Source organism: Anaerocolumna sp. MB42-C2 (genome assembly GCF_030913705.1).
Taxonomy (GTDB): domain Bacteria; phylum Bacillota; class Clostridia; order Lachnospirales; family Lachnospiraceae; genus Anaerocolumna.
The window spans coordinates 4,247,158-4,262,370 of the sequence record NZ_CP133190.1 but is presented as its reverse complement, the minus strand read 5'-3'; the positions used below and the strand labels follow the sequence as shown (position 1 = coordinate 4,262,370).

The 15,213-nt window shown below is 38.4% G+C and carries 12 protein-coding genes; all 12 read right to left on the bottom strand.

Translation table 11 applies throughout. The annotated features are described in order from the left end of the window. The 12 genes from RBU59_RS19080 to RBU59_RS19025 all read right to left on the bottom strand — a co-directional run bounded on the left by RBU59_RS19080 (position 1) and on the right by RBU59_RS19025 (position 15,149). Positions 1-1,227, bottom strand: coding sequence for a CdaR family protein (locus RBU59_RS19080; protein WP_308144067.1), 1,227 nt, complete (start codon positions 1,225-1,227; stop codon positions 1-3). Further along, positions 1,208-2,086 carry a diadenylate cyclase CdaA gene (gene cdaA, locus RBU59_RS19075; protein ID WP_308144066.1) on the bottom strand — a complete coding sequence of 293 codons (879 nt, stop codon included), beginning with the start codon at positions 2,084-2,086 and terminating at the stop codon, positions 1,208-1,210. Before cdaA ends, RBU59_RS19080 begins: the two co-directional genes overlap by 20 nt. A 37-nt stretch (positions 2,087-2,123) precedes the next feature. Then, complete coding sequence (locus tag RBU59_RS19070) at positions 2,124-3,179, bottom strand: hypothetical protein (RefSeq protein ID WP_308144065.1); 1,056 nt, start codon at positions 3,177-3,179, stop codon at positions 2,124-2,126. 16 nt (positions 3,180-3,195) lie between these two features. Further along, positions 3,196-3,597 (bottom strand): hypothetical protein, encoded by a 402-nt coding sequence (locus tag RBU59_RS19065; protein WP_308144064.1) that lies wholly within the window; start codon positions 3,595-3,597, stop codon positions 3,196-3,198. A gap of 369 nt (positions 3,598-3,966) precedes the next feature. Continuing rightward, positions 3,967-5,979 (bottom strand): right-handed parallel beta-helix repeat-containing protein, encoded by a 2,013-nt coding sequence (locus RBU59_RS19060; RefSeq protein ID WP_308144063.1) that lies wholly within the window; start codon positions 5,977-5,979, stop codon positions 3,967-3,969. A gap of 32 nt (positions 5,980-6,011) precedes the next feature. Next, entirely contained in the window at positions 6,012-6,890 is an 879-nt protein-coding gene (locus RBU59_RS19055) for a hypothetical protein (protein ID WP_308144062.1), read from the bottom strand. A 119-nt stretch (positions 6,891-7,009) separates the two neighbouring features. After that, a complete protein-coding gene (locus tag RBU59_RS19050; protein WP_308144061.1) occupies positions 7,010-8,605 on the bottom strand; it encodes an extracellular solute-binding protein in 1,596 nt (531 codons plus the stop codon). A 96-nt stretch (positions 8,606-8,701) separates the two neighbouring features. Further along, positions 8,702-9,571, bottom strand: a complete 870-nt coding sequence (locus tag RBU59_RS19045; protein WP_308144060.1) for a carbohydrate ABC transporter permease — start codon at positions 9,569-9,571, stop codon at positions 8,702-8,704. Positions 9,572-9,586: 15 nt separating this feature from the next. Continuing rightward, positions 9,587-10,534 (bottom strand): ABC transporter permease, encoded by a 948-nt coding sequence (locus tag RBU59_RS19040; protein ID WP_308144059.1) that lies wholly within the window; start codon positions 10,532-10,534, stop codon positions 9,587-9,589. A gap of 315 nt (positions 10,535-10,849) precedes the next feature. Further along, positions 10,850-13,159 carry an AraC family transcriptional regulator gene (locus RBU59_RS19035; RefSeq protein WP_308144058.1) on the bottom strand — a complete coding sequence of 770 codons (2,310 nt, stop codon included), beginning with the start codon at positions 13,157-13,159 and terminating at the stop codon, positions 10,850-10,852. 334 nt (positions 13,160-13,493) lie between these two features. Then, positions 13,494-14,300, bottom strand: coding sequence for a MerR family transcriptional regulator (locus tag RBU59_RS19030; RefSeq protein ID WP_308144057.1), 807 nt, complete (start codon positions 14,298-14,300; stop codon positions 13,494-13,496). Positions 14,301-14,303: 3 nt separating this feature from the next. Next, positions 14,304-15,149: a creatininase family protein gene (locus RBU59_RS19025; protein WP_308144056.1), complete on the bottom strand. Its 846-nt coding sequence runs from the start codon at positions 15,147-15,149 to the stop codon at positions 14,304-14,306. Positions 15,150-15,213: the final 64 nt, after the last annotated feature.

Genomic DNA, 15,213 nt, shown 5'->3' with positions numbered 1-15,213 from the left:
CTAACCGGCTGCTTCAGTTATTGTTACGCTGACGCTGGTATTCGAAATAGTTAAACCGCTGTCGGGCGGAATGAACTCTAAATTGAACTGCTTTGTTCCTATCTTGGTATCTGCTAAATCAATGTAAGGTTTTAACGTATATTTATTAATATTGGATAGGATATCATCTTCACCCATAACTTCTACCTGTATGATGCTATTTTCATTTAATACTGCCGCCAAACCTGCCGGTATATTTCTTAATTCTATATCACTGGTATTATAACTGATATCTTTACTTTTTAATTTTTCAACTTTAACATTAATAACGGCTGTCTTATTTTCATCGATTAAGATTACATCATTCTTGATAAAATCGGCTATATTCACTTCATCTTCAATATCTGTCCTCTGATTATCAATGTAGTATTCACCCATTATATACTGTACTTTATCAAGTTCACTCTGTTCACCTGCTATCACTACCTGCTTTGGTTCATAGTCAGCTTTCCCATATTTATAGCCCGGATATGGGGTGCCTTTTAGATCAATGAACAAATTAACCGTTTTCGTTTTAAGAAGATCAACCGACACATCCACTGCCTCATAACTTAATTTCATTTTACCAGAGTCCATCAGGGTACCGTTTTTATCATAAACTTTAGGAACAACACCTGCTTTCTTAAAGGACTCCCTGGCATTTCCTACATTTACATCCACAACTACATCTTTAATCTTATTAATTACTGATTCCGCACCGGAAACCTGTATAATGTTAGGACTGGCAGTTTTTTCTTTTATATAATATCCTTCTGAAACGTCACCGGTTGTAACGACATCTATACGAAATTGCTTCGTTTCAAGATCTTCCAGGCTGACCTGCATGGTATAATTCTCTGGTAAGATCTCCACACTGTCACCATACTTGGGAATTGTAATATTAATAGGGACAGCATTCACAATAGATAACTTTGAAAGGTCTGCAACTGCCTGAAAATCCGATGTTTTAAGGGATTCAATGATATGGCGTTTACCTTTCACTTTCACATCCACAGTATCTCCCGAAATCACATCGTATACTTTATCTTTTTGAGCTATAGCATTTTCATTAATCTTCGTAACTTCTATGTTTTTAAAAGAGCCCGGAGTAACCGGATCATCAACATTTAAGATAACGACCCAAACCAGAAATGCCATAAGCAGGGATAGAATTTTAAGACCTGGGTTTCTAGTCAATCTTTCTTTCATTCTTAACTCTTCCCTTCCATAATTTAATTTTCTTAACATCAGTTACTTTATTTTGGAGGGAATTAATTTTATTACGCAAATAATCTCCATCCACGTTTCGGATTAACGCACCGCCGGTGGCTATAGAAACCTTACCGGTTTCCTCTGAAACAATGATTGTTAAACTGTCACTGACCTCACTGACGCCGATACCTGCTCTGTGTCTGGTACCCAAATCCTTACTTAAATGCATGTTATCCGTTAACGGCAGATAACAGGTAGCCGCCACGATACGATTACCTCTAAGAATCACTGCACCGTCATGCAAAGGAGTATTATGCTCGAAAATATTAATTAATAGTTGGCTGCTTATCAGGGAATCTATTGCTATTCCTGTTTTTTCAAATTCAATTAATGAAATATCCTTTTCAATTACAATTAAAGCACCTGTTTTCGTTTTAGCCAACTCAAAAGAAGCTTTTACAATACCTGCAACTGTCTGGTCAGAAAACCTCTCACTTCTGTCTTTTGAATCATTGAAGTTAAACAGCGGTGTTACTAAATTATTCTGCCCCAGCTGTTCCAATGCCTTTCTGAATTCCGGCTGAAAAACAATAATAACGGCAATAATTCCAACATTAATACTTTTAAAAAAGATCCATAAGATTACATTTAAGTCGAGTATGGAGGCAATAATCCATAAAATCAGTAACACAATCAGACCTTTCACTAAGATCCAGGCCCTCGTCTGTTTTACCCAGGTTATTACATTATATATTGCAAAAGCAATAATAAGAATTTCAAAAATATCTGTAATTCCTATTCTGGGAAGTGACAGCCATGCTACATAATCTTGAAAAAAACTTATAATCGTCTCCATAATAACCACCTGCTTTACATAGTATTATTAGTTACTATTATTTTGCATCGTCTTTACTGCTGGTTCCAAGTTTGTAATCCTCATAATCCTCTTCGTAATCGTCTTCCTCTTCTGATAATACTTCATTGTTTAATTTACCGGATACTCTTTGACTTAATCCGGCATTTTTTTGTGTATTAAAACGTTTCACGTTTATCTGCGGTTCTGTTACATTGATTTTAGGTACTGCTTTTACATAATAGTAGTAATCTTCATCTTCAAACTGTACATGTTCCACACCTGTGTAATCCAACGCAAGATGGAAAAACTGTATTATTAATGCCAAAATAGCGGAAATCAGCGTACCTAATATCATGATCCCGATCTGTTCCGATACATCCAGTCTTAAATCACTGAATAAAAATCCGAGTATACAGGTTAAAGCCCCGGCAGCTACAGCGATTTCACGAGCATAGTCAAATTTCTTACGTCTGATAAAGTATGTTATTAAAATTATTAAAGAAAAAATAATTATAGTCATGAATAGTTGTTTATTTTCAACTAAATTGTCAACAACATAAGTATATAATTGCAGGGTATCTTCCACACTGATACTAATCTGCATAGTAGCTGCTTCCTGTATAACCTGGAATAAGTAAAATAGAATTACTCCGCAGGCAGTAGGTACTATGGCGATAGGTGTCGCAAACAATCCTAGCACGATTGGTACTACATACGGTATCTTTAAGAAATATAAAACAGGCACGGCGATAACCGCATAACCCAATTTAGGTGTAAAGCGTATAAATAAAAAATACATGATTAACATAATAAGTATTACAATTACGGACAAGATTTTTGATAAATAATATACATGACCGATGGCTACCAGTGCGGCTAATAAAACCATAATGGCTGATGGAGTAAATGCACTTAGTAACGACAATACAAGGACTATGGATATCTGTTTAATCCGGTGGTCATAACCAATTGAATTATTAATTATCTGGAATACCGCAAATGCTATAATAAACTTTACTACCGTCTCAAGATATATTTCATACTTTTGATAAAGGCTTCTAAGTCTTGACCTAAGTACTAAAAATGTCATCATTATGTTTGCCTCCCAACTATCCGTTCACTTTTTCTTCCTGATAGAAATTGCTTAATTTCTTCAAAGATTTATAATATTTTGATAGACTTTTTCTGGAATTATCATATTTTAATGAATATCCGATGATTGAGCCGGTTATAAATACTGCCATTATTATGATATAAAATCCTAAAAGGTATTGTCCGATGCGGACAAAATTAAATGTAACTAATTTACTGATTATATATTCAGCCTTATACATCCCTATCATAAACAGAATAAGAAGATAACCGATAGTAACACATACTACTGTTTTTAATACCTGAAGTCTTACATAATCGGTTTTATAGTATTTACCCAGCTTAATATCTTCTTTACCTTCGTTTTGTTCATACAAGGCAAGTTTTGTCATAATTCTGATTTTTTTATTGTTTAACATCTTATTACCTCCGTTTTATACTATAATCCTGCCCCTTCCTTTTCATTGTAATAATTATATTTGTATTTTTCACAGTATTATCATACATTATAACATATTAGCCAATTATTTTCGAGCCTTATTTTTAAAGAAAAATGTTTTTTTGCTAATTTGGGATTCTCACCCTTAAAATAACAAGAAGCTGCCTGGGAAAGAGTTCAGTGAAACAGATGTTTCACCAAGCTCCCTTATAGACAGCATTTTATATATGATATTAATTTAATTATTTTATTTTAAGCCCAGATTTTAGGGTTAACCCACGCTTTATCATCGTCAAAAGGATTCTTATCCGGATGTTCCTTTTGCCGGACCAGTTGTAAAAAAGTACCCCTAGACAGGTACTACATTAACCTTCCTCTCTTTCGTAATCTCAAAAGGTCCGCTCATCGGATGGATGCCTCTGTGTTGTCCCTGATAATCTTCGTTAAATGTAATTGGTGAGCCATCAGGATGCTCAAACTTTTCTTCCGGTTCAAAGGCTTCTCCTAACACCTCCGTTGTGATAACTTCGTTTTTGGAATCCGGCAGATACTGAAACAAATTTGTTTTGAGAAAAATACCATCTTTCTCTTCCACCAGCTGCAATTCTATGTGATGCAGGTCATCCTTCACGTAGTCTTTTTCCCCATCATAAGGCTCTGCCCCATTAAAGTAGATATTGCCTCCTGTATAGACCGGAAGATGATCGTAATATTTATCTCTCTCCTCGCGGATCTTGTAATTGTCTTCTTGGAATTTTGCAAAATAAGTCTCTGCATCCGGATATCCATCGTATGGCTTGGTTCCCGTGATATAATTCATCTGATCTAAGGAATCTAAGTGTCTCTCTCTTGCATAATCCACAAGAAGCTGCCTTACCGGCTGCTGAACAAAAATATTGTTGTAGAACCTTGCATCGCCATGGAGGATGGTCATAAATCCTTCCACCTCTGTTCTATGGGGAACATGGTAAGGTGTATAACGCGGGGAGGGGAATTTCTTGCCGCCATTGTCCACACCGCTTCCGACACCTGCAAAAGAGCCTGCAATCAGGTTATGTACCAGAGCAATTCCCTGAGTACAGAAACGTCCTGCGACATCGGATAACAGGATATTGTTATCCACTAAGGACGGACCATGGGATACTTCAATAAAAAGGTCCTCCGCTACGGATAAATTCTCTGACATAACCGTTCCATCCGGCGGTGTATTGGCGTAGAACAGGTTCTGTGTCACGCGCGTTCCCTGCGCCTGCCAATCGAGCCATAATCCACGGGTACAATGATGGAAACGGTTCCGTCTGATGATAACATCTATGGCCGCATGCATCTTGATTCCACCAATTTCTGCACCGGCAAGGTCCTGCTTGTTATTGATATGATGGATATCATTATCTTCTATAACTGAAAATACGCCGCCAAGATGTCCTACAATACCGGTCTGTCCGCAATCGTGGATATTACAACGGCGTATGACATGAGAACCGATTTTTTCTTTTGTCCAACCTTCCCGCTGTGCCTGACAGATCGCATCACGTTCTGTCTGCGTTCCTGTCTTGGTATGTTTCACAGCCCATTTATTATTATTATTCGGCTGCAGATATTTACCAAGTGAAATACCGCTGCATTTGGAATGGGAAATCTCACAATCTTCGATAATCCAACCTTTCGACCAGTGAGGTCCCACCATACCCTCCTGATAAGCAGTCGGCGGTGCCCACTGGGTAGCTGCTTTGGTAACTGTAAACCCGGCAAGTGTAATATTACCTATGCCTTCCCTGGACGGATAGAAGCAGTTTCTTCTTACATTAATTTCAACATTTTCTGCGTTGGGGTCAAAGTCGTGAAAATTTGCATACAGAACAGTATTATTTCCATCCTGTTTCGTATACCACTTGTAAAAAGAGCCCGGTTGATCCCAGGAACCACTGCACGGAGTAGGATTTAGTACCTCCTCCAGTGTATCTGTCTCATATAAAGATTTATCATTAAGGTATACTTCTCCGGTATGTAATGGTTTTATGGCATCGTACCAGTCACCAAAGATTTCAACGGTATAAGGATTATAGGTTCCGAAAATACCATTTGGAATTTTGGCTGTCCACACGGTGCCTTGATACCGTATCCAGGTCCTGACCCGCTCTGCGCCTGAGATTACCGCGCCATTTTTAACTTCTGACCGATAAATGATTCTCTGTTCTTTAGTTCCAGCAAACGCCGGATCAACATATTCCCTATAAATACCAGGTGCTACGATAACCTCGTCCCCCGGACGTGCAAAACGCGCCGCCTGTGCAATGGAGTTCATCGGATATTCTTTTGTCCCGTCTCCGCCTCTTGCTTTGCCTGATACATAAATTTTCATGAAAATCCCTCCTCGCTCATTCTTAAATGGCTTTATTTTTCTTTCAGCATTTTCCAATGGATTCCGTCTACGGAAGATAACAGCCCAAAGGTTGTATGATTGCTTTTATCTTCACCCATAAGAATCATCATAAAACATTCTGTCTCCTTCCAGACATAAGGTGCTCCATATCTAACAGTCATCCAGTTCTGTACCTCAATATCAATTTTACCTTTAAACTCCCACTGTATAAGATCTGTGGAAACCGCATATGCAAGATGCTGTTCAAACAATCCCTCACTGTAAATCATGACCCATTCATCCTGTTTCCGATAAACAGTGACATTTTCCGCTCCATCCGGTGCTGCCTTGCTTGCGCCGATTAACGGACTGTCTACAGTTGTAATAACCCACTTCTTAAGTTCCGGGTCATCCGTGTACGCATGTCCCACCAGATTTGTTGCTCTTTCATAATGCATACGATCGGTTCCTACAAAGAAACAATGCAGTCTGTTCCCACTCACCACAAAGGTAGGGTCTATCACACGCTCTGCCTGATTCCAGGGCAGGTTTCTTGCTTCTTCTAGAAAGAAAACCGGTTCTGTCCAGTTTTTTAAATCTTCTGATACACTATAGCAAAGCATCGTTGGTGTCTCGGGATAAGATTGGTAGGGAAGAATATATTTTCCATTCCATATTATCAGATCTCCCGGTGATGCAAATCCTTTTGCTGATATGTCACGATCCTGTTCATAATGTACAAAATCCTTTGTAAAGGTATAACCAATGGCCCAGTTCTCGGGTTTGCTCCAGTCTTTATTGGAATAACGGGAATAAAATAAATGATACCCCTCCTCCGTTTTATATATAGACGGATCCCGCAAATTGTCCGATCTCTCCCATACAGGGTTTCTAAGTTGTTTCAGATCCAAGATTATTTCCTCCTTCAATCTATGATGTTTAACTGTTCAAATGCACCAGGGCATACTTGTTTTGAACGGCTCAAAAGCTTTGCTGACACAAAACCTTAAAGTCGCTCTATTGCCTTTCCTTACTGAATATAACGGTCGTATGCCGCCTGCTCTGCTGCGAGAACAGCATCTATTTTCATGTTTTCAAGTTTTGATACAAAAGAATCAAAATTGTCGAGGGATTCTTTACCCATGATGAACTTGTTGATCATTTCATCTTTATAGGTCTGAATTTCCGGATAAGTACTGTTGATCACATCTCTTTCCTCTTCTGTAAAGGATAATGCCGGAATGGTCGGACGGATATACTGTTCCATTTCATTTCTGTATTTGACATACTCAGGATTAAGTAAGGAATCTTCATACCCGATGTCCTGCTGATATGCCCATTCTCTATGTCCGTAAATATTCAGCATAGAAAGAATTGATCTTCCTTCCGGATCATGTGCAATTGCATCTGTATAAGCAGGTTTGCCATTATCCATGTTATAGGTTTCGCCTTCGATACCAAAGTTCATTAACCTGCTTCCTTCCTCACTGTAGAAATAATCGAACAGCTGCACAATTTCTTTGATATATTTTGAATCTGCACTGATTGCTGTGTAACCTCTGATTGGCTGCATCTGGCTGGTAGTCATCTGAGTTCCATCCGGACCCTTTGGTGGTGCTACTACTACAAAGTGTGCATCTTTAGAACCTGCTGCCTGTACCTGTGTTCCCAAAGAATAAGCACGTGCGGTGGTATCCTGGCATGAACCGGAAACTTCATTGGTGATGCGGGAAAGCCATACATTGGTATCGTTCGTGGCATATTCTGGATCAATTAAACCTTCCTTGTATAGTTTATTGATATAGGTTAATGCTTCCTTGCAGCGTGGATCAGTATATGCATATTTTACTTTACCGTCTTCGATAAAGAACTGCTCATTTGCTTCAAAACCACTGATTCCGAATGCTTCCATAAAAGCAAGAACACCAGCCTGTGTATTTCTCGTGGTATATGGAATCTCATCTGCTTCTCCGTTGCCGTTTGGATCCTTTTCCTTGAAGGCTTTTAATACATTATACCAGTCATCCAATGTTTCTGGTGCCTCCAGCCCTAATTTTTCCAGCCAGTCACCGCGTAACATCCACACCTTGAAGGTTCTTACGGCTCCGATAAACGGAAGAAAATAAATCTGTCCATCGGTAGATTTTAAATCTCTGATATATTCCGGATGCTCGTCTAGGATTTTCTTTAAGTTCGGTGCATACTTGTCAATATATTCATCTAACGGAGCAAAGGTTCCCTGCTCTGCAACTTTCATCATATCATCCCGATAGGTGCTGACCATAACATCCGGTATCTCACCGGAAGCAACCGTAACATTAAACTTTTCGCGGAACTGATCCTCCGTATTAGGCGCTGCTATGAAATCAAAATTCACACCTGTCCTCTTTGTAATTTCCTGAATGATCGGTAAATCTGTGCTGATTGCCTGGTCAGCAGAATCCTGCAGGAACAGACTGATTGTAATGTCCTCTTTTTTTTCATCGTTTGTGCCGGCAGCTTGGTCCTCAGTTTTTTTTGCACCATTTTCCCCATTACTTCCATTTGTAGATGCTGTGGATCCGCATCCGGCTAGTGTGGACATTGCTAAAATTAATACCAATGCCAATGCAATTACTCGTTTCATAAATACTTCCTCCTTTTTTTCATTCCTGATAGTTTTTACTTTACTTCCTGTTTCCCCTGCCTACAGCCTCCTTTCTTTAATATTACATCATGTTTATCAGCCTTTTACAGAGCCAACCATAATTCCTTTTACAAAATATTTCTGGATAAACGGGTATACCATCATAATCGGAATTGTGGCAACCATGATTGTTGCATATTTAACGGATTCACTGATCTGGTCGGAACCATTGACCAGGTCGATGGCTAACTCATTGGTCTGATTCTGAATAACAATATCTCTCAGAATAATCTGCATAGGCACTAAAGTCCTGTCCCGCAGATACAACATTGCCGGAAAATAGCTGTTCCACTGGGCTATAGCGTAAAATAATCCAACCGTAACCAGTCCCGACATGGAAAGAGGAAAAATAATCCGAAACAGAATCATTATCTGGCTGCAGCCATCCAGCGATGCTGACTCCTCCAGCTCGTAGGGTATCTGCTGAAAGAAATTCTTCAGAAGTACCACATTAAAAGAAGATACTGCGGTAGGCAATAAAATGGACCATACCGTGTTATATATATGCAGTTTTGTGACCACCAGGAAAGTTGGTATCATTCCGGCGCTGAATAACATAGCTACCACAACTACACTTGACATGAATTTCTGTCCCGGAAATGGTCTTCTGGACAGCGGATACGCCGCCAGTGCCGATAACAGCATACTGATGAAAGTACCGGCAATCGTATAGAAAAATGTATTTAAATATGCCCGGCCCAACATGGGGTAAGACAATATTCTTTTGTATGCATCCAGGGTAAAGCCCATTGGAACAATTCCTACTTTGCCCTTTGCAAGGAATTCAAAGCTGCTTAAGGATGCTGCCAGAACATAAAGTACCGGGTATAAGGCAACAACCATCAAAAGAAACAGAAAACTATAATTTATACATTGAAAAACAATCCTGCTTTTACTATCTTTCATTTCACGCTTTCCTCCTTACCATAGACTAGCCTCTGAATATTTCTTTGCAACTTTATTTGCAAATACAACGAGCAACAGACCTATGACGGATTGGAAAAATCCAACTGCAGAAGAAAAACTGTATTCTCCATTCAAGATACCTCTTCGGTATACATAGGTTCCAATAACATCGGCCGTGGAGTACGTACTTGGATTGTACATAAGTACGATAGTTTCATAACCTACATCCAGAATGCCTCCGATTTTCATTAAGAACATCAGTATAATCGTGGAGGATATTCCAGGAAGTGTTACATACCATAGCTGCTTCCATCTTCCTGCGCCGTCAATCCTGGCCGCTTCGTACATATCCGAGCTGATTCCCGTTAGTGATGCCAGATAAATAATAGCGCTGTAACCTGCCATCTGCCATATTGTCATCAAAGTATAGATAATCCAGAAACAACCTGGTTCTGTCAGGAAATTCACCCTCTCCATTCCAAAGGCCGCCAGAATGTTATTGACCAGACCTGTGCTTGGTGATAAGAACGTAACCACCATACCGACTACTACTACACTTGATATAAAGTTCGGAAGATATGTAACAGTCTGTACCGCTTTTTTATATCGCGTTCTTCCCACTTCATTTAACAGTAGCGCCAGGATAATCGGAGCCACAAATCCTATCGTCAGCTGTAAGAAATTGATTCCTAACGTATTTCGAATCAGTCTCAAGAAAAACGGCGAACTGATGAATTGGCGGTAATATTCCAAACCAATAAATTTACTATGGAGAATTCCTTTCGCCGGCTTATACTTTTCTACTGAAATGATAAAAGCAAAAATCAAAGGTACATATCGAAATACAACATAATATATCAGTACCGGAAGAAACATAATATAGAATGGAACGTATTTCCTAATGGCTAACTTGTGTCCTTTTTTCGCCCGATCACCAGTGGCCTTCTTTCTCATATTTCCCATGCATCACACCTCACAATTTTTATTAAGCATTCGCTATGCTCCTTGCTTGTGACCTAGATTAGCATAGAGGACCCTTTCTGTAAATCTTCCGTTTTTTAGGATTTGTGGAAATTCTTATGATTGCAAGTGTCCATTTTTTAGATTTCGTGCCGGGCAGTTTCATGCAGATCTCCAGTGTTTCTGCAGATTTTTAGTTGTCCACGATAAAAAGAGCCGTCACTCCTGCTGATTATCATGAAATCAGCGGTGTAACAGCCCTTTTATATTTCTGAATGGCATGTGCTTCACAAATAATACCATCTTTGTATTTCCCTGTTATAGTTTCCGGAATTGTCCTGGTGAGATACCGACATATTTTTTAAAAACTTTACTAAAGCTGTTGGCACTGTTATAACCAACTTTTTCCGCTATCTGTGAAATATTAAATGAAGTCTCCTCCAGAAGTATTTTAGCCTTTTCAATACGGAATTCATTTACATAATCCACAAAATTCTTTCCTGATATCTCTTTAAAAATAAAACTTAAGTAGGAAGTAGAGAGATTAACCACTTCCGCCACTGTGTCCAATGAGATATCTTCGCTGTAATTTTCCTCCAGATACTGGTGAATATTCTCCAGAACATGACTCTGCTGGCTATGCTTGTTCTCTTCCGCAAATCTGGTAATCATCTCAAATACATAGGAGATATATGTTTCTTTCTCTTCAAGACCTTTTTTGTTATCTATTTCGTTATAAATATCTTCTTTCATCCCAAAAATCCTGTCACTGGTCAGCCGCATCTCAAATATGGTTCTGATTGCTGTCCCTGTCAGCGCATGGAATAGATTATCCACCTGCTCAGGAGAAACATTTTTCTCTTTAAAATTATCCTGATATACTTTCTGCAGAATCCCAAAAACTGCTGCCTGGTTACCTGATTTGGCCACAGTCATCAATTGCATTTCTTCCTCAATGGGATATAAAATCACAGCATTGGAAATATTATTGACTTCATCGATATAAATGATTGTGTTCTGTCCCCTCACACTCTTATATTTTAACGTCTCTAATGCATCAATGAAAGAAAGATAGCAATTCCAGATATTTTCATAGCTCTGGCCCACGCCTATAGTATAAGGTGCATCGGAGCTTTCCTCCAGATACTTCTGAATCTTACCTAGATAATTATTGATTCCACTTAATTCGTAAAAAGACTTCTCTGCGTTTAATACGGATACGATGGTCTGACCATCTTTTTCCAGGAAATAGCACTTACACTGTTCTCCCAGTGAGTCTTCCGCAATTTTATTCATCTCTTCCACATATTCTTTACAGGACTTCCCGTATTTTTTTAACTCCATAGAGGCCCTGTCACCGATTTCGTAAACAATAACCTGATAATATGGAAACGGAAATACAATCCCAACATCGGCACCAGAATCTATAAAGTTATCTTTTCTGATCTGCCCGTTAATAATATCATAAATATATTTATCCTGGAGCATGGGTTTATTCTTTTCAAAACTATCCTGCAGGGATTGATTTTCTTTATAGACATAATCAATGATTCCATTGATTAAAGTAAATTCGTTATTATTCTTCCCGTGTCGCATCACGGATTTCTTACTGCCTATGATATTAATATAATTCATGATCTTATTCATCGGCTGATAGAGTCCTGCCACGATGTAATAGGTAAGAATTACTGCCAGGAAAAAACTGATGACAGATATCAGCATAGTAAACTCTTTGATCTGGTTTACACTTTTGGTGATATATTCCGTTGGTATCACAGAAATATACAGCCAGTCAAATACACTTGATTTCACATACTGTACCGTAAAGGGTTTTCCTTCAATGGACAGTTCCACAGTATCCTGCGGTTTTTCCATCTCTGCGGATCTGCTCCCAACGGCTTCCCGAATCAATCTCAGGTCCTCAAAATCAGGATAGGACTGCTCATTGGTATATATCACGTTACCAGCTGCATCAATAACATAATCAAATACGATTTTCTCATCGTTGGAATTGGCCATTTCTTTTTTAAACAGCGATTCACTGAGATTGACAACAATCATTCCTTTAGGTTTCTTATTGATAAAAGGCAATGATTCTGAAAAAACCAGCACAGGAACATCAAACATTCCATGGTGAACAGATTGTTTTCCCAGAACCCGGAAGCCGCTCTGGTTAAATATTTCATCCCAGTCCATGTCACCTGCATACTCGCAGACATCCGAAAGAAAGAGGGATTTTTGATATTTCCCTCCTGTTCCCAATACAATATCCGCCTTTTTCTGGTAATACCATATATCTGCAATATAATTACTATTGGATTTCAAAGCACTTAAATATGCAATGGAATCCTGAATCAGTTCCGTCTCCTGGTAGCTTTGCTCCAGCGACAAATAAAGCACCTTATTCAGGTTGCGTGCCAAAGCCATCTGCATCAGATCGGACTGCAGTGCATTGATTTCCTGGTCTATCCCTTTTTGTGCCTGCGCAAGAATCAGCATATTATTGACTTGCACTTCTTTGATCAGCGTATCAGAGGATTTCCCATAAGAAAAAAAAGATACCAGTCCAACCGAGCCAAGGACCAGTATAATAATATACAAAAAAATTCTGACAAATACGCTATTCATCCGAAATTCCTTAATACTGCGTGAAAAATTTTTCATGTACACCCAACCATTCCCCAATTATGTATTTCTGTCTGTACTATATGTATTAACATAACGTATTTTCTTTTTCTTGTAAAGTATTTTATGTGAGTTGATATAAACCCATGTGCAGGTTATTTGTTCCTAATACTATTATTGAGTTCACGCCTGTGATTTCATTGAATCTGCTTTATCTTAGTTATGTGAAAAAGAGTCTGGCTCGCCAGACTCTAGCGCTGACGCGCTGTCACGACAGTGACATCTTCCTTAAGTGCGTCATGCGCATCCTGCCTGGAAGGCTTTTCATTAATCATTTTTAATACACATTTTCAAATTTACTCTCAGAATTTAATGTATTACTGCTCAACAAAATACTGGCTATTATCTCTAACTTCATTTGTCCTTCTTCCATGCTATATTTTTCATAAATATTCTTTAACTTAAAATGATTCTTTTTCATGTGCTCAAATATCGTATGATAACCATCCACCCTCTGATTTATTTCCATACATGTTACTTTTAGACACCTCTCTCTCTCCTGATCTCTGACATGCTCATGTTTTCTTTCCACTGTATAAGCAAATATTTCAGAAACACTGTTCGTATCTTCCTCCATACTCATTTTAAAAATATGTGATCCCTGTAATGATATTCCTTTTGCTTTTTCATAAAACATTCCGATGAATTTCTGAATCTCATCCATTTCGCAGTTTACACATCTATAATAAACAGATCCTTTTTCAATGAAATGGCCCATCTCTACAGTTAAGAAAGGCCGCAAATCATTCCTTTCACCTTCATTTCCTTTATAGTGCAGAATTAGACGTTTCTGTTTTTCAAGCATTTTTTGTGTTTCCTCAATTTCACGTAAACGCTCGTTATAAAATTCTATAAGTTTTGTATTATCCTGATTATTCAGTGCTATGCTAATCTGTTCCAATGGCATTCCAATATCTTTCAGGCGTTGAATTTCCTTCATAACTGCAATCTGATTCTCGCCATAATAACGATATTGATTATTCTCGTCTACAAAAGCCGGTTTAAACAAACTAATTTCATCATAATATCGCAATGTTTTTTTATTCACATTAAACATCACTGAAAACTGTCCGATACTGTACATTGGCTAGTCCTCCTTAACTCTTAATACAGGCACATGATACAACTGATGGTGCTCATATTGTTCGTAGTTCTCTCTTTTCAGATAAGCTGATACACAATGTCTTATTTTTTGAATTGCCGAGTTATTTAAAGCTTCTCCAAGCTCTTTTGTGGCTTCTTTCGGAAACCCCAGGTGTCCGTATCCTTTTGTCTTATCCAAAACAAATCCGGAATTTATCATATCTCTGCCGTTGATTTCAATATCCGGCTGTTCCTTGTAGTTGAATGACACCAGATCCGGCCTGATTGTAAGCATATTGGAAGTTTCAATCCATCCTGCATGAAAATCATTCGGATATTGCTGCATTTTATCCTGCAGTTGTAAGTTCGGTTTCTCTAAATTGGATATAATATTCTTTGAAAAAATTGCTCCCATCGGGGCATATGCGACCACTCCGGTATCTTTTTTTATTCTTTCACAAGCCTGCTCCACTGCAATCGCATGCTTTGGATCTGCATGTCCTGAAATGATAATAATATTGCTGCACCCCCATTCTATCACATTTTGAAGTGTGGCAAGAACCAGATCATAAAATAATTTTTGGGACAAGTGTATATTTCCTGGAAATCCTTTCATTTCTGCATGTCCATAGGGAATCACCGGAAGTGTAAGAAACGTAAACTCTTTATACTCCCCTTCCAGCTCTTTTATCACCTGATCCATCCAATACTGGGTTTCATAAACATCTACTCCCAGTGGCAGGTGTTTTCCATGCTGTTCTATTGGTGCAAACCCAAGAAATACCACCGTTTTTTCCTTATTCATTTTTTTAAAATCCGTCCAATTCATTTCCATAATATTCTGTTTCAATTGTATCCCTCCTGTGAATTTAATAAATTCAGTTTAAGGGTTCCATTCACTGGAATGTCAAGAT